A 14590-nucleotide genomic window follows, 5' to 3' on the forward strand; every position below is an offset into this window, starting at 1 on the left:
TCGGCCCCATCCTATCAGAATGGCTTGCTTTCTGACCAGCGCTTATCCATTCTGACAAGAAAACCGCTGGATTCCGCCGGCCGACCATCGGGGTCGGGGTTGGCCTTGTGGGCCTGGCTTCTCCCACCCCAAGCGCGAGGAGCGCTGAAGGATCACCGGTCCAGTAGTAATGCAAGAAGTGTGCCAAGGGAGCGGATTGCTCTTGTTGATAATCCCGCCGTGGGGCGGGGTTCACCTTCGGACCGACCCGCGGCGCGGTGCGGGCGCCGTCGGCCGCTGGATGAGCTAATAGAGCTCCGGGCGGCCCTCGATGCGGATGTCCGGGATGTCCTTGATGTCGACCAGGAACCATACCCGGATGATGCCCCGGCTCTCCTCCAGGCGCAGTCGGGCCTCCCAGGAGTGCAGATCGCGGTAGATGGAGAAGGACTGGCTGACTAGGTCCCCGGTGACCAGATCCAGGTTGTTCTGGTAGGTCAGCCGCCAGTGGTCGGTCAGGTTGAAGATGGCCTGCAGGTTGAGGAACTGCAGGTCGGGCGAGCCGTACAATCCCTTGGTGAAGTCGTAATTGACGCCCAGGCGCCAGCCGGCGTCGATGCGCTGCTCGAGTTCGCTCTCCGGCAGGTCGGTGTCCAGGGGATCGTAACCCGGGATGTCGTCGACGGGGTCCAGGTACTCGTTGTCGTCAAGGTCCGCCTTGGCGCCGCCGCCGGAGAAGGCCAGCCCGGCGGTCAGGTCGAAGCGGTTGAGCTCGCCGCTGTAGAGGTCGTGGGAGGTCGACAGGGTCAACCGGGCGTTGTACCACTCGGCGAAGTTAGGCGTCAGATAGACCCGGCTGGTCAGGTCGCTCCAGGGCTCCTCGAGCTCTTCGTCGGCGGCGGGCAGGGGAACGCCGAGGTTGGTGTCGCTCTCCTCGACGCCGTAAAGGGCGTAGCTGGTGTTCAGGTCCCAGCGCAGCAGCTCCAGGGTCTCCACCGCCGTCGGGTTCGCCGTCTCGTCACCGGTTTCCGCCTCGTCGACCTCGTACTCCGTCCCGGCGCCGGCGCCGAAGTGGATCTTGATCCGGTTGGTCAGCCCGAGGCCCAGGATCGTCGAGCCGTTCTGGGTCTGGCCGCCGGCAGGTACCAGCTCGTCGTCGATCTCCGGTTTCCAGCTCAGGCTCGCCGCCGGTTCGACGATGTGGCGCACCTCGTCGTCGCCGGGGTAGAACAGACCGTAGAGGCGGGTGTTGAAGCCGATCCCGGCGTTGTAGAGCGGCTGGAGATGGTTGAGGGAGCCGTCGGCGGCCCGCCGGTACCAGTCCAGGCTGCCGGCGGCGAAGGGGGTGAAGTTGAAGAAGCGGAACAGGCTGAACGGCCGGCTCAGCCGCAGGCTCAGGTCGATGTTGCGGAAGGGGCCCGAGGTCGAGTTGAGCCGGTTGAGGTAGGTCAGCGAGCCGGAGAGATAGGCGCCGGTCTCGAACAGCTCGCTCTGGGAAACGGCGGCACGCACCCGGGGCACCGTCCAGGTCACCGGACCCAGACCGCCCTCCTCGTCCTCCTCGGCGTCGTAGTCCACCAGACTGGCGCTGTGGTCCAGGTCCAGCCCCAGGCTGAAGCGGTCCCAGGAGCGCGACAGGGAGAGGAAGCTGCGCAGGCTGCTCTGGGTGCGGTCGTCGACGTCCTCGGCGTAGAGGTAGTCGGTGTAGCGATCCGTGCGGGCGTCGATCTGCAGCAGACCGTCGATGTCCCAGGGCAGGTCCTGGCGGTGGCGGGCGCTGACCGACCACCACTCGCGACCCGTGCTGCGGTCCTCGTCGTGAACGGCCTGGAAGTAGTTCAGGCCCCAACGGGTGCCGTAGAGGTAGCGGGCTTCGAGCTCCTGGCGCCAGCCGCGCTCGGTGTCGTAGTCCAGGCCGAAGGTGGCGTCGGCGTAGTCGTTGATGGCCCAGTAGTAGGCGTTGCGCAGGGTGAAGGCGTTGCTGGAGCGGTAGGCCAGCCGCGGGGCCAAAAAGCCGCTGCGCCGCTCGCCGCCGAGGGGGTAGTAGTAGTAGGGCGCCGCCATCACCGGCACGTGGCCGATGAACAGGATGATCGGCTTGGCGACCACCTTGTCGCCGGCGTAGACCTTGAGCCGGGGGCAGTAGAAGTGGTACTCCGGGTCCTCGGGGCGCTTGGAGGTGGTGAAGGTGCCGTTGGCGATGTGCAGCACATCGCCTTCCTGTAGTTTCAACCGTTCACCGGTGGCGAAACCCTTCTCGACGCCGGTGACGCCGTCGTAAACCAGACCGCGTCCGCTGGCGAAGCTGTAGCGCATCCGCTCGCCGTCGACACGCTCGTCGCCCTCGATCAGCACCGGGGCGCCCAGGGCCTCGACCTCGCCGCCGGCGGCCTCGTAGACGACGGTGTCCGCCGCCAGGCGCATGTCCTCGTAGGCCACCCGGGCGTTGACGTTGAGGATCAGGCGCTCCTCGCGCACCCGGTACTCCAGCCAGCCCGTCTCGGCGTCGACGGCGAAGCCGATCTCCCCCGGCGGCAGCTCGTCGACGAAGAAGAAGTCCGTCCGCTCGTCCGCGTCGCGCTCGGCGGAGCCGTCCACTTCGCGCTCGCTCCAGGCCAGAGCGGCGGCGCCGGCGGGCTCCGGCTCCGGCAGACGGGGTTCCGGCACCGGCGGGCCCGGTTCCCGGGCCGCCGCCGACAGGACCGCGACGAGGATGATGGTCAGGGTTTGGCGCATGGCTATGCAACAAGCCGCCGCCGACGTCCGGCGACGGATTCGGGGTCCACGGTGGCTGTGGTGAGAACGACGGGGAGTAGTCACCGCCCCCGGGACGGCGGCCCTATCCCGGCGTCAAGCGATAACAGTCAGGCGTTACCCACGCTGCTGAACCTTTCCGCTGCGCGCGGCATGGTTTTTCAGCAACGGTGAAGGCTGAAAGGGCCATCGGGGCAGCGGATTGGCCGACAGCCTTGGCAAGCCGGTCGAGGACCAGTTCCAACCGCTTGGCCTTGAACCAGGTGGTAAGCAGGTAAACCCGGAGGAAACCGTTAGCGACAGGCGGCGGCTCGAACAGTCCCGGAGCGCCGGAGCCGGTTTCGCGATGCTGAAGCCCTCCCGGTTCCGCCCGGCAACACAAAACAAGGGGCATGACCCGCACGCTGCCAACGCCTTGCTCAGCAGTGGTTACAGGCATGTAGCGGCTCGTTGCCGTCAAGTGATCCCGCCAGTTGTTATCCGGCTGTCTTCCGGCCGTGGAGGCAAGCATCCAGCGGTGGTCGGCGGAACGGACCCCGGCGACGGCCGTGCCAATGCCGGGACACAGCTTGAGCCGGCAGTGCTCGAGGTTGTCACTACGGCGCGGCCGACGAGGGGTAGACTGACGAACACCGTAGGCCGAGCGCCGCGAGGGTGGGCGATCATCGGTCTCTACGCGCCTAGCTCGGTCCGGGAGCGAAGGGCTTATTGCCCGTTCCCGCCGTCCAGCAGGCGCAGCAGCAGCGCCAGGGTGCCTTTCAGCTCGTGGCGGTGGCAGATCAGGTCGACGAAGCCGTGCTCGAGCTGGAACTCGGAGCGCTGGAAGCCCGGCGGCAGTTTCTGCTTGATGGTCTGCTCGATGACCCGGGCCCCGGTGAAGCCCATCAGGGCCTGGGGCTCGGCGATATGGACGTCGCCGAGCTGGGCGAAGGAGGCCATCACCCCGGCCGTCGTCGGATCCGTCAGCACGACGAGGTAGGGCAGATCGGCGGCGCGCAGCCGGGCGCAGGCCGCCGAGGTTTTGGCCATCTGCATCAGCGACAGCAGACCCTCCTGCATCCGCGCCCCGCCCGAGGTGCAGACCATCACCATCGGCAGCCCCTCCTCGACGGCGCGCTCCATCGCCCGGGTGACCTTCTCGCCGACGACGGAGCCCATCGAGCCGCCGATGAAGCTGAAATCCATCACCGCCAGGCTGACGGGCAGACCCTCGAGCTCGGCCAGGCCGCAGATAACGCCCTCGCCCTCGCCGGTCTTCTCGATCGCCGCCCGCAGCCGCTGGGGATAGGGCTTGCGGTCGACGAAGTCCAGCGGGTCGACGGAACGCAGCTCGGCGTCGTGCTCGGCGAAGCTGCCCTTGTCGGCCAACTGGAAGACCCGCTTGCGACCCGGCACCTTACCGTGGTAATCGCAGTGGGGGCAGACGTAGAGGTTCTCCTCGAGCTGCTTGGAGTACAGGGTCTCGGCGCAGGAGGGGCACTTGACCATCAAGCCGCTGGGCACGGCGGGCCCGCGTCCGCTGGGAGGCTTCTTCTCGGTCATCGAACTCCTCGGTTGGTGGTCTAGAAATCGGGGCTGAGGGCCAGGCGCAGGCTGAATTCGGCATCCGCATCGTCGGCGGCCCACAGGGCGGCGGCCAGTTCGACAAAACCCAGACGGCAGCTCAACCCGGCGCCCCAGATTTGGCTTTCAACGCGGTAACCGCCGCTGAGGACCAGCTGGAAACTCTCGGCGGCTATCGGGGTCAGCGTCAGATGCCCTCCGTAATCGTACTCTCCGCTGGTGGCGGCGTAGCGGACTTCGACGGCGGGCAGGAGCCAGGACAATCCGCCGTAGGCGAGTCCGGCGCGCAGCAACCGTTCGCTGAAGATGCGTCCGTCACCGATCTCCAAGCCGGGAGGGATCAGGTTACCTGCGGCGAAACCCAGCCGCCAGCCGTCGTCGAAACGGGCCTGAAGGCCCAGGTCGAGGCCGAAGCCGTTGTCGGCTTCGGCGGGGCTCTCGAGGGAGAGGGTCTTGAGGTTGACCCCGAGCGCCAGAACGTCGCCCACGGGAACACCGACCTGTACGGCGGCGATGGATTCGCGATAATCGCTCCCGTCATCACCGAGGTTGTCGAGGGAAAAACCCAGAGTGGCCAGGGTGTTGGTCTGTCCCAGAGTGGCCGACTCGGTACGCATCGGCTTGACCACGGCCATACCGTAAGTGCCGAATACGACGCCGGAAGAGCCGGCGCCGCCTCCCCGCAGCAGGATGTCCGCCCGGGGGGCGAAGCCCAGCACCGCCGGGTTGATCAGGCCCAGGGCCGGGTCGTCGGCGACGACGCCCTGCCAGGCCCGGCCGAGGTAGGCCGTGCCGCCGGCGTAATCCTCGATGGGATAGGCCGCCACGCCGGCCGAGACCAGCACCAATACCGCCAAACTGAGAGAGCGGGCACGTTTCATCGGCCATCCCAGCCGTAGAGCTCGGCCTTGCCGCTGGAGCCCAGCAGTTGCATCTTGTGGCGCACGACCTTGGTGATCGCCGCGCGGGCCGGGCCCAGATACTTGCGGGGATCGAACTGCTTGCGATCCGTATCCAGAATCTCACGTACCGCGCCGAGCATGGCCAGGCGCAGGTCCGTGTCGATGTTGACCTTGCTGACGCCCATGGTGACGGCCTTGCTGACGGCCGCGTCGGGAACACCCTTGCTGCCGCCCAGCTCGGCCCCGTGCTTCTCGGCGCGCTCGCGGACCCAGTCGGGCACGGCGCTGGCACCGTGGAGGACCAGAGGGACGTCGACCTTGTGGCGGATCTGTTGCAGGCGCTCGAAGTCCAGCTTGGGCGCGCCCTTGAACTTGTAGGCACCGTGGCTGGTGCCGATGGCCACGGCCAGGGAATCCACCCCGGTGCGCTCGACGAACTCGGCCGCCTGGTCCGGATCGGTCAGCACGGCCTCACCCGCAGCGACCTCGACGTGCTCCTCGATGCCCTCCAAACGGCCCAGTTCGGCCTCGCAGGAGCAGCCGCAGGCGTGGGCCAGCTCGGCGGCCCGCTTGCTGGCGGCCACGTTCTCCTCGAAGGGCAGCTTAGAGGCGTCGATCATGATGCTCGAGAAACCCGCGTTGATCGCCTGGACGCACTTGGCGTAGTCGGCGCCGTGGTCCAGATGGATGCTCAGCGGCACGCCGCTCTCGAAGGCCGCGGTGCGGGCCATGCCAACCAGGTAGGCCGCACCGGCGTACTTCAGCGCTCCGGAGCTGACGGCGATGATCACCGGCGACTGCTCCAGCGCGGCGGCCTCGACGATCCCCTGGAGGATCTCCATGTTGTTGATGTTGAACGCCCCGACGGCGAAGCCCTTCTCGTAACCCACGCGCATCAGATCATCGTTATTGTACAGCGGCATCGCTGACCCCCCTAGATCATTGTTGGCAAGCTGTCTCTCGATCGGTATCGGCGATTATAACACGGCCCCCGCCGGGCGGCCAGCGGGGGGTAAGCTTGCCGACCATCGGACACCTCGCCCGCCCAGCAGCGCCCGCGCCAGGCCCTGGAAAAGCGGCCGCGGGTCAACCGCAACCCCCCAGGAACACCGCGCCGCCGGAACTGGCACGGTTTTTGCAACTCGGCGACCGTTGGAGCGTTCCTCAACGGTTCGCCTCAGCAAAAACCGTGCCAGTTCCGGCGGCGGAGGTTTGTCGGTAGTCGTGCCGCTGTTCCGATACCCGCTTTTCCAGGGCCGGGCACGTGGGGGTGGGGGTGGTGATCAGCGCAGCGCAGAGCGGGCATCGCTTTGTCGGAGTAAGGTAGTTACTCGACCACCGGGTTGTCGGCCAGGGGCTTTTCCGGGAAGTCGCCGGAGACGACGTACCCCAGGGGCTTGGGCCAGCCTTGGTTCACCCCGCGTCGCAGGGCGTCGGGCAGCCAGGCGGGCAGCAGGTCTTCGAGGTCGTTCAGGGAGCGCCAGTTGAAGCGCAGCTCGTAGTCTTTCTCGCGGTGCAGTGGCTTCAGCTCGCCGCCGCGGACGCGGCAGAGCCAGTAGCAGCCCAGCTCGTGCAGGCCTTCGGGGGCGAAGCAGGCGTCGCGGAAGAAGTTATCGTTGACGTAGAGCAGGCGCAGCGGCCGGATCCGCAGGCCGGTCTCCTCGGCGACCTCGCGAACGATGCATTCGGTCAGCAGTTCGTCGGGTTCGAGGGCGCCGCCGGGTAGGGCGAGGTGGCGTCCGTTGTCGACGACCAGCAGGTTCCAGTGAGCGTCGAAGATCAGGGCGACGGAGCGCACCCGGATGCGTCCGGGATGCCAGGCCTGCCGGCCGGTGACCCGATCGGCGATGCGGTTTTGCGTACCGACGAGGTGCAGGTAGCCGCCGGATTCGAGCCGGCCCCAGTCGGTGTCGAGGACCCGGGCGATGCCGGCCGGGTAGAGGCGCAGGTCTTCGAGTTCGGCGCGGTGGCGGAAGGCGACCTCGGTCATGATCGCCGCCTCGGGGGAGTCGGGGTTCTCGAAGCCGAGGGCGGGTTGGCCGTCGATGTCGGCGTGGAAGTAGAGGCCGAGGTTGTGCAGGGGTCGGGCGTGAAAGGGGTCGGGGAAGAAGGTTTCGGCGACGTAGGCGGGCTTGCCGACGGCGGCGGGGCGGCTGGTTTCCTCGCTGAGTTCACGGCGCAGGGCGGTGGTGGCGGGTTCGCCGGTCTGCTGGCCGCCGCCGGGCAGGCTGTGGAAGTCGCGGCCGTTGATGCGGTAGCCGCTGACCAGCAGCTCCCGGCCGCGGATGACGATCCCGGCGACGCGGATGCGCAGGCGCAGCTTACCGGGGCGGCAGGGGATGTCGAAGGCGCGGCTGGGGTCGTGGCTCATGGTCGGGGATCGTCGTTGAGTTAGGTCGCCGCCCGGGTCGCAGAGTGAAAGGGGTGTCGGCTGCCGGGCTGGAGCGGTCGAATTGGCTGTCGGGTTCGGAGCCGTTTCATCCCGGTCGAGAGCGGTCTCGTCCGCTCCGGGTCAGCGGAAGCTCAGCCGGGCCAGGATCTCGCCGGCGCGTTCGATCTGCTCCGAGTCGACGTCCTTGTGGGTCACCAGGCGCAGCTTGTCGGGACCGAAGGCGAAGAAGGCCAATCCTTGGGCGGCGGCGGCCTCGACGATCCGTCCCGGCTCGACGCCCTTCAGTCGGGGAATGATGATGTTGGTATGCACGTCGGCGGGGTCGATCTCGGCCCAGTCCGCGGCGGCCAGCACCTCGGCCAACCGGCGGGCGTGGGCGTGATCCTCGGCCAGCCGGGTGACGTTATGTTCGAGGGCGTGGAGCCCGGCGGCGGCCAGGATACCGACCTGGCGCATCCCCCCGCCGCAGATCTTACGCAGGCGATGGGTCTCTTCGATGAAGTCGGCCGGTCCGGCCAGGATCGAACCCACGGGGCAGGCCAGGCCCTTGGAGAGGCAGCTCATTACCGAATCGGCCGGTGCGGCCAGCTCGGCCATCGTTTTCCCCGTCGCCGCGTGGGCGTTCCACAGCCGGGCGCCGTCGAGGTGAATTTTCACCTTACGTTTGTCAGCAAACCGGCGCAGGGAAAGGAATAGTTCCTGATCGGCGATCAGGCCGCCCAGGCGGTTGTGGGTGTTTTCCAGGCACAGCAGGCTGGTGCGCGAGGAGTGGAAGGCGCCGCTCTTGTAGGCGGCGGCGACGGCGGCGGGGTCCGGGGCGCCGCGCAACGTCGGCACCTCCCGGACCAGCACCCGGGCCAGGAAGGCCGGTGCGCCGTACTCGTACTCCAGGATGTGGCACTGGGCGCCGCAGATGATCTCGTCACCGCCCCGGGTCCAGGCGGCCACGGCGATCTGGTTGGCCATCGAGCCCGAGGGGGTGAACAGGGCGGCCTGTTTGCCGACCAGCTCGGCGTAGCGTTCCTCGAGGCGCTTGACCGTCGGGTCGTCGCCCAGCACGTCATCGCCGACCTCAGCCTCGTACATGGCGCGGCGCATCGGCTCATCGGGTCGGGTGACGGTGTCGGAGCGCAGATCGATCTCAATCTTGGGCATCGCTTTCCTCCCCGTTTTCGGCGTCACGACGCAGGTGACGGATGAACTTGACCAGATAGGTTGCCAGGGAGGCGGCGATCAGGGCCAGTGAAAGCCAGACCGTCAGCTCCTCCAGCCAGTCCAACCCGGTGCGCAGGGTGTAGACGATGAGGGTCGCGCCGACGGTGAAGGCCGCCGCCTTTCCCAGGTAGTTGGACATCGGCACGTCGCGCAGACGCTGCTTCCAGATCAATCCGCCGGCGAGGATCGCCACGTCGCGGCCGATGATCACCGCGGCCAGCCAGAGGGGAAAGCCGCGATGGATGACCAGCATCACCGTGGCCCCGGCCATACAGACCTTGTCGGCCAGGGGGTCGAGGATCTTGCCGAACTCGGTGACGGCATTCCAGCGGCGGGCCAGGATGCCGTCGAGGGCGTCGATCAGCATGCCGAAGAGCATCACCCCGGCGGCGGTCAACGGGGCCCAGGCGTCGGGCAGGCTGATCAGGTACATCGCCAAGGGCAGGACGAGCAGCCGGGTCACCGACAGCAAATTGGGCAACAAGCGCTTGACGCCCCGCGCCGGAGGACGGTCGCTGTGGGCCTCGGGGCTGTCGAAGAGACCCTTAGTCATCGTCGCCGTCCGTTTCTTCGTCGGCGGCGTCGACCTCGAGCGGCGGCGGCACATCGAAGCCCTCCGCACCGGCGGGGGCCTCGACGGCGCCGGGACCGGAAACCTGGAGGGTGTAGTCCACCTCCAGCTCCAACTCGTCGAGGATGATCCGTCGGGCGCCCTGATGCAGTCGCTCCAGCTCGGCGTGGAAGGCGGGCTCACGGGCCCGCCGTGCCGAGACCAGCAGGGCGCCCTCGAAGGCCACCAGCCCGATGAAAGCCACCGCCAGGCTGATCCAGGCCAGGGTTTGGCCCAGGTCCTGGTCCTCCAGCAGGTACAACAGCATGAAGACGGGGATCAGGGCAAAGATCAGGTAGATGAACAACCGACCGGCCATCGTCCAGAGGATCCGTCCCCAACCGGCGTCGGCGCCGGTGTGGGAGGCCATCCCGCTCTTGAGGGTCAGGGTCTTGTAGTCGCCGGAGAGCTCGACGCGCACCCAGGCGTAGAGCGGATACCAGCGGGCGCGCAGGTAGGCCCGCAGGTCCGGGTACTCGCGCATCGACTTGGCCTTCTTGTGGGTGTAGAGATCGAAGCGCCGCCGATGCTGCGGCAGGGGGGAATCTGCAGACGCCAACCAGGATTTGAGCCGTTCCAGGGCGCCGAAGTAGGCGTCCTCGCCGAGAGGTTCGGCGGCGCGCAGCAGACTCTGGTGGGCGATGTCGCTCATCGCAGCTCCTCCCAGGCGGCCCAGACGAAGGGCGTCGTCGACTCCCGCCGGGAGAGCAGCTCCTCGGCCGCCGGATCGACCCCGCCGGCGTCGAGCTGCCGCAAACCCTCCAGCAGGGCCAGGCAATACTCGTGGTGCTCGTTGTAGCGCCGCCGGGCGTAGTCCTTGGCCGAGTGGCCGTGGACGAGGAAGGGCCAGTCCGAACTCTCCAGCAGCAGCAGTTCCCGGGCGGCCTGGGCGAGAAAGCGCCGGGCCAGCTCGCGGTCTTCACCGACGTGGCCGCGGGCGGCGGCGGCCAGGCGGTCCTCGGCGTCGTAGACCAGCTCCCAGAAATCCGCGGTGTGCTCGTCGAGCCAGACCCGGTGGAAACCGTCGTAGCCCCAGGAGCCCTCCTGCAGCACCACGGGCCGGGCCGGGTTGCGCTCCAGGGCCGCGGCCGGGGTGACGGCCTCCAGCCGGGGCGAGTCGGCGATCCCGCGCAGCACCCGCTCCAGCCAGGCCGGACCCTCGTGCCACCAGTGGCCGAAGAGCTCGCAGTCGAAGGGCAGCGCCAGCACGGCGCGCTCGCCGGGAGCCTTGCGGGTCACTCGCTCCAGCAAGCCGACGAAGTGGGCGGCGTGCTCCTCGACGGCGGCGGCCGCCGCCTCGGGCTCGTAGGGCGCCTTGTGCCCCACGTAGACCTCCTTGCCGGTGACCCGCCAGTAGCGCAGACCGCTGGGCCAGCGCCGCCGATGGAACTCCCGGTAGCGCGGGTCACCCGGGTAGCCGAGGAAGCCGTCCCAGACCTGGCGGTTGGCTTCGAAGTCCCGGGCCAGCAGCTTGAGCGAACTCCCCTCCAGCCGGGTCACCCCGTAGGGCTGGCGATCCGGGTAGGGGGTGTGGTGGTGCTCGCGAAAAGCGGCGTAGTGGGCCTGGACCTCGGCGCCGCCCGGGGTCTGTGCCGCCGGCTCGGCACGCAGCAGATGGCCGTCGACGAAGGTGTAGCCGACGTCGTGGCCCGTCAAGGCCTCGCTGGTGGCCCGCCGCGGGCGCGGTTGGTCGTCGGTGTGGGCGCGGCGCCAGGGCCGCGCCGGACGGTAGGCGCACTCCGGGGTCCAGAAGCCGCCCCGCCAGTCCGGCGCCCAGCGCTGGAAGCTCAGCAGGCCCAGACGAACCTGGCGGTCCAGGGCGTCGTCGCGGCCCAACAGGGGCAGGTAGCCGTGGGTGGCGCAACTCGCGGCGGGTTCGATCCACCCCCCCGTGGCCAGGTCGCGGACGATACCCGGCAGGTCGCGCCGCCGGCTCTCGAAGAAGCGGGTCTGGGAGACGAACCCGGCGGCCCAGTTCCGGGCCAGGGCGGCTAGTTCCTGCTCGCCCTGCTCCTCGAAGGCGACGGCGTCCTGCTCCGCGGCGACGGCGTGGCCGCGCAGGTACTCCAGCAGGCCGCTCTCGCAGCGCGGATCGCCGAGCTGTTCGGCCAGGGGCGGGGTGAGGCCCAGCCCCAACGCGAAGGGCACACCCTCCTCGGCCAGGTCATGGAAACGGCGCAGCAGGGGCAGATAGACGCCGGCGGCAGCCTCGTAGAGCCAGACCGAGCCGTGGGGCCAGGTGCCGTGGCCCAGCAGATAGGGCAGGTGGGCGTGAAGGTAGAAACAGACGTTGCCGTGGTCGGCCATCGAGCGCTCCGGTGTTTGAACCCGACAATCTTAAAGCCTGGCCCAGTGTTTAACAAGGCTTCCGTGGCGACCTGCGACGACCACTTCCACCCCGACGCCGCTTCTGCTATAATCATTGGTCGATACAAGTATATTTCAGCACTTTACAGCTGGAAGCCGCCGTCGACAACCACCAATAAAGCCCCGAATCAGGATGCAGACCCTCGATGAAAAGGAAGTCGTCCGCTGTCGCAAGGAGGCTTACAAATTCCTCGCCCGGCGTGAGCATTCGGCCCATGAGCTGGGCCGCAAGCTGGCCCGGCGATTCGCCACGGCGGTGATCGAGCGCATTCTGGGCGAATTGGCCGCGGAGAAGCTCCTCGACGATCGGCGCTTCGCCGTGACCTACGTGCGCGACCTGCTGCGCCGCACCCCCTGTGGGCTGCGGCTGATCCGGCGGAAATTGGCCGAGCGCGGTGTTGACGAAGAAAACGTCAGCGCCGCCCTGGACGAGTTGGCGCCCGACGAGGGGCTGCTCATCGAGCAGGCCGCCCGGGAGAAACTGGCCAAGCTGATCAGATATCCCCGCGAGGTCGCCGCCCGGCGGCTGCTCAGCCACCTCAAGCGCCGGGGCTTCCCCCGCGGTCTGGCCCAGTCCGTCACCCTGGAGCTGCTGGAGGACTGGCCGGAGTAAAACCCCGTCGTATCGTTCTCGACAAGAACCGGGACGCTCTTTTTCAGCCGGGTCGGCGCAGCGCGACCCGGTGAAGCGCAATCGGGGAGCCCGCCGGCTCCTTTCTTCGAGCGGTTCTTCGAGCGGTTCGTTGAGCGGTTCGTCGATCGGTTCGTCGATCGGTGCCGCGGTGAACTAACAACCCGGGAGCGCGATGCACGAAGCGACCCTCAACAGCCGCCACGTCTACTCCGGTCGGGTGCTCCTCGACGTCCGCGTCGAGGAGGTCCGGCTGGACGACGGCGCCACGGCGACCCGCGAGCTGGTCGAAGTCGCCGAGGCCGTTCTGCTGCTGCCGATCCTCGACGACGGCCGGCTGGTCCTCATCCGCCAGTACCGCAAGGGGATCGAGGCCGCCCTGCTCGAGCTGCCGGCGGGTAAGCTGGACCCCGGCGAGGAGCGCGAGGCAGACGCCCGGCGTGAGTTGGCCGAGGAAACGGGTTACCGCTGCGCCCGCCTCGAGTACCTCGGACCGATCCACACCAGTCCCGGCTTCTGCAACGAGACCATCCACCTCTACCGGGCCCGGGGCCTGGAGCACGTCGGCCAGCACACCGACGCCGACGAGCGGATCGACGTCCTTACCCCGACCCCGACCGAGGTCGAGCAACTGCTGGACGAGGGCGCGCTGACCGACGCCAAAACGCTCTGCGCCCTGCTGCTGCACGGACGCCGGTAAGCCGGGGTACGGAGCCCCCGGCCTATCGGTCACTCGGCAATGACACGGACAAACGAACTACTGGTAGTTCGGTAGCATTTGTTCGTCCCGGCTCCGGCGCGCCCGCCGTCGACGAGCCCGGGAGCGGTGCGCGTTTTTGCGAGGACGGAGCCGCCCGGCTCCGTCCTCGTTGCAAAAACCGTACCGGCCCGCCCCTCCCCGCGGACATGAGGGTGTACTCGAGCTAGTCGTGACCCAGGTAGGAGCGCAGGTACTGGGTGCGCTCGTAGGCCTCGGGACGGGGAGCCCGCTCCTCGGACAGCAGACCGACGAAGTCCTCGACTTTGTCGTAGTCGTGGCGTTCCATCCAGTCCTCCAGCCCGGCCAGCAGCTCCTTGACGAAGCCCAGCCCCTTGAGATAGAAAACCGAGGCCGCCTGGACGGCGTCGGCGCCGGCCAGCAGCAGGCTGACCAGGCCCTCGACGGAATGGACCCCGGTGTTGCCGCAGAGGCTGCCCGGTACCTTGCCCGCCAGGTTGCCGATCCAGCGCAACGGCCTGCCCAACTCGACGGGATGGCTGGGCAGCAAGTCGTAGCGCAGTTCGCGGTTTTCGATATCAATCCGTGGGCCTAACGGGCGGTGGAAGAGGACGATGCCGGCGGCGCCGTCGTCGAGGAGATCCATGATCAAGCGCTCGGAAACGCCGTGGGGACCGAGCTTGAGGGCCACGGGGATCTCGACCCGCTCGACGACCGAGGCCAGAATCCTGCGATAATGGGCGGCCAGCTCGGCCGGCTCGGCGCCGGCGAAGATGGCGCCCATCGACAGGTTGAGCTCCAGGGCGTGGGCCCCGGCGGCTTGAGCCTCCCCGGCGTATTGCGGCCACCATTTGCCCGACAGGCAACTGATGCTGGCGATTATCGACACGCCGAGGTCCCTGGTCTTCTCGATCAGCTCGACCATGGTCCGGGTGCCGTAGGTCAGCGAAAGATCGGCGTCGGCGTAGGCCTGGGACTCGGGATGAGCGCCGTCGTAGAGAGAGTCCTGCAGCTCGGCACCCTCCTCACGCAGCTGCTCCTCGTAGAGGCTCTTCAACACCACGGCGCCGACACCGGCGTCGACGGCGCGCTCGACGCCCTCGGCGCGGGCGGTCAGGCCGGAGCTGGCGGCGATCAAGGGGTTGCGCAGCTCCAGACCGAGGTAACGGGTGGCCAGTTCGGACATTCTTCAACTCCCGGGGTTGTCCGGTGGTGACCGGCAAGGTATTGTTGAGACGTTGTAACAATCATAAGTATAGCCTGCTTCCGCGGGAAAAGCAACGGCAACTCCCGCCGACAACGGGAGAATAAGCCGCTGCCGTCGCTCTCAACACGGCGCCGCCGGCGGAGAGCTTCAACAATCGCTGGGTCTACAAACTCCCGGCCCGCCGGAACCGGCACGGTTTTTGCATCTCGGCGACCGTTACAAACGATGATAACGGTCGGCCTCCGCAAAAAC

At 68.0% G+C, this 14590-nt stretch carries 12 protein-coding genes; 2 read left to right on the forward strand and 10 right to left on the reverse strand.

Translation table 11 applies throughout. The features are described from left to right. Positions 1-285: 285 nt before the first annotated feature. From GF399_07140 to GF399_07180, 9 genes are all read right to left on the reverse strand, one after another. Positions 286-2715: a hypothetical protein gene (locus GF399_07140; GenBank protein ID MBD3400089.1), complete on the reverse strand. Its 2430-nt coding sequence runs from the start codon at positions 2713-2715 to the stop codon at positions 286-288. A 723-nt stretch (positions 2716-3438) separates the two neighbouring features. After that, positions 3439-4275, reverse strand: a complete 837-nt coding sequence (locus GF399_07145) for an acetyl-CoA carboxylase carboxyltransferase subunit beta (protein MBD3400090.1) — start codon at positions 4273-4275, stop codon at positions 3439-3441. A 20-nt stretch (positions 4276-4295) separates the two neighbouring features. Then, positions 4296-5177 (reverse strand): hypothetical protein, encoded by an 882-nt coding sequence (locus GF399_07150; protein ID MBD3400091.1) that lies wholly within the window; start codon positions 5175-5177, stop codon positions 4296-4298. Next, positions 5174-6121 carry a class II fructose-1,6-bisphosphate aldolase gene (fba, locus tag GF399_07155; GenBank protein MBD3400092.1) on the reverse strand — a complete coding sequence of 316 codons (948 nt, stop codon included), beginning with the start codon at positions 6119-6121 and terminating at the stop codon, positions 5174-5176. The genes GF399_07150 and fba overlap by 4 nt, the downstream gene beginning before the upstream one ends. A gap of 404 nt (positions 6122-6525) precedes the next feature. Beyond that, the gene (locus GF399_07160; GenBank protein MBD3400093.1) at positions 6526-7569 is read right to left on the reverse strand and encodes an NUDIX domain-containing protein; all 1044 of its coding nucleotides are present in this window, start codon (positions 7567-7569) and stop codon (positions 6526-6528) included. Between the two features lie 141 nt (positions 7570-7710). Further along, positions 7711-8745 (reverse strand): aminotransferase class I/II-fold pyridoxal phosphate-dependent enzyme, encoded by a 1035-nt coding sequence (locus tag GF399_07165; GenBank protein MBD3400094.1) that lies wholly within the window; start codon positions 8743-8745, stop codon positions 7711-7713. Further along, the gene (locus tag GF399_07170; protein ID MBD3400095.1) at positions 8732-9412 is read right to left on the reverse strand and encodes a hypothetical protein; all 681 of its coding nucleotides are present in this window, start codon (positions 9410-9412) and stop codon (positions 8732-8734) included. Before GF399_07170 ends, GF399_07165 begins: the two co-directional genes overlap by 14 nt. Then, positions 9351-10067, reverse strand: a complete 717-nt coding sequence (locus tag GF399_07175; GenBank protein ID MBD3400096.1) for a hypothetical protein — start codon at positions 10065-10067, stop codon at positions 9351-9353. The genes GF399_07170 and GF399_07175 overlap by 62 nt, the downstream gene beginning before the upstream one ends. Next, on the reverse strand, positions 10064-11722 hold the full coding sequence (locus GF399_07180) for a DUF1957 domain-containing protein (protein ID MBD3400097.1): 1659 nt from the start codon (positions 11720-11722) through the stop codon (positions 10064-10066). Before GF399_07180 ends, GF399_07175 begins: the two co-directional genes overlap by 4 nt. A gap of 193 nt (positions 11723-11915) precedes the next feature. Between GF399_07180 and GF399_07185 the strand changes: the two genes are divergently transcribed. Together GF399_07185 and GF399_07190 are read left to right on the forward strand one after the other, a co-directional pair. Then, positions 11916-12395: a hypothetical protein gene (locus tag GF399_07185; GenBank protein ID MBD3400098.1), complete on the forward strand. Its 480-nt coding sequence runs from the start codon at positions 11916-11918 to the stop codon at positions 12393-12395. A gap of 193 nt (positions 12396-12588) precedes the next feature. Then, positions 12589-13113: an NUDIX domain-containing protein gene (locus tag GF399_07190; protein ID MBD3400099.1), complete on the forward strand. Its 525-nt coding sequence runs from the start codon at positions 12589-12591 to the stop codon at positions 13111-13113. 223 nt (positions 13114-13336) lie between these two features. Here the strand turns inward: GF399_07190 and GF399_07195 are convergent, their stop codons facing one another. Continuing rightward, positions 13337-14317 (reverse strand): hypothetical protein, encoded by a 981-nt coding sequence (locus GF399_07195; protein ID MBD3400100.1) that lies wholly within the window; start codon positions 14315-14317, stop codon positions 13337-13339. Positions 14318-14590 lie beyond the last annotated feature (273 nt).

This window comes from Candidatus Coatesbacteria bacterium (assembly GCA_014728225.1).
In the GTDB taxonomy this organism is placed as follows: Bacteria; RBG-13-66-14; RBG-13-66-14; order RBG-13-66-14; family RBG-13-66-14; genus WJLX01.

Excerpts from the sequence above, each read along its gene's own strand:
- GF399_07140 (MBD3400089.1), bottom strand. The coding sequence starts at position 2,715 with ATGCGCCAAACCCTGACCATCATCCTCGTCGCGGTCCTGTCGGCGGCG.
- fba (MBD3400092.1), bottom strand. The coding sequence starts at position 6,121 with ATGCCGCTGTACAATAACGATGATCTGATGCGCGTGGGTTACGAGAAG.
- GF399_07170 (MBD3400095.1), bottom strand. The coding sequence starts at position 9,412 with ATGTGCCGCCGCCGCTCGAGGTCGACGCCGCCGACGAAGAAACGGACG.
- GF399_07185 (MBD3400098.1), top strand. The coding sequence starts at position 11,916 with ATGCAGACCCTCGATGAAAAGGAAGTCGTCCGCTGTCGCAAGGAGGCT.
- GF399_07175 (MBD3400096.1), bottom strand. The coding sequence starts at position 10,067 with ATGAGCGACATCGCCCACCAGAGTCTGCTGCGCGCCGCCGAACCTCTC.
- GF399_07180 (MBD3400097.1), bottom strand. The coding sequence starts at position 11,722 with ATGGCCGACCACGGCAACGTCTGTTTCTACCTTCACGCCCACCTGCCC.
- GF399_07165 (MBD3400094.1), bottom strand. The coding sequence starts at position 8,745 with ATGCCCAAGATTGAGATCGATCTGCGCTCCGACACCGTCACCCGACCC.
- GF399_07190 (MBD3400099.1), top strand. The coding sequence starts at position 12,589 with ATGCACGAAGCGACCCTCAACAGCCGCCACGTCTACTCCGGTCGGGTG.
- GF399_07195 (MBD3400100.1), bottom strand. The coding sequence starts at position 14,317 with ATGTCCGAACTGGCCACCCGTTACCTCGGTCTGGAGCTGCGCAACCCC.
- GF399_07145 (MBD3400090.1), bottom strand. The coding sequence starts at position 4,275 with ATGACCGAGAAGAAGCCTCCCAGCGGACGCGGGCCCGCCGTGCCCAGC.
- GF399_07150 (MBD3400091.1), bottom strand. The coding sequence starts at position 5,177 with ATGAAACGTGCCCGCTCTCTCAGTTTGGCGGTATTGGTGCTGGTCTCG.
- GF399_07160 (MBD3400093.1), bottom strand. The coding sequence starts at position 7,569 with ATGAGCCACGACCCCAGCCGCGCCTTCGACATCCCCTGCCGCCCCGGT.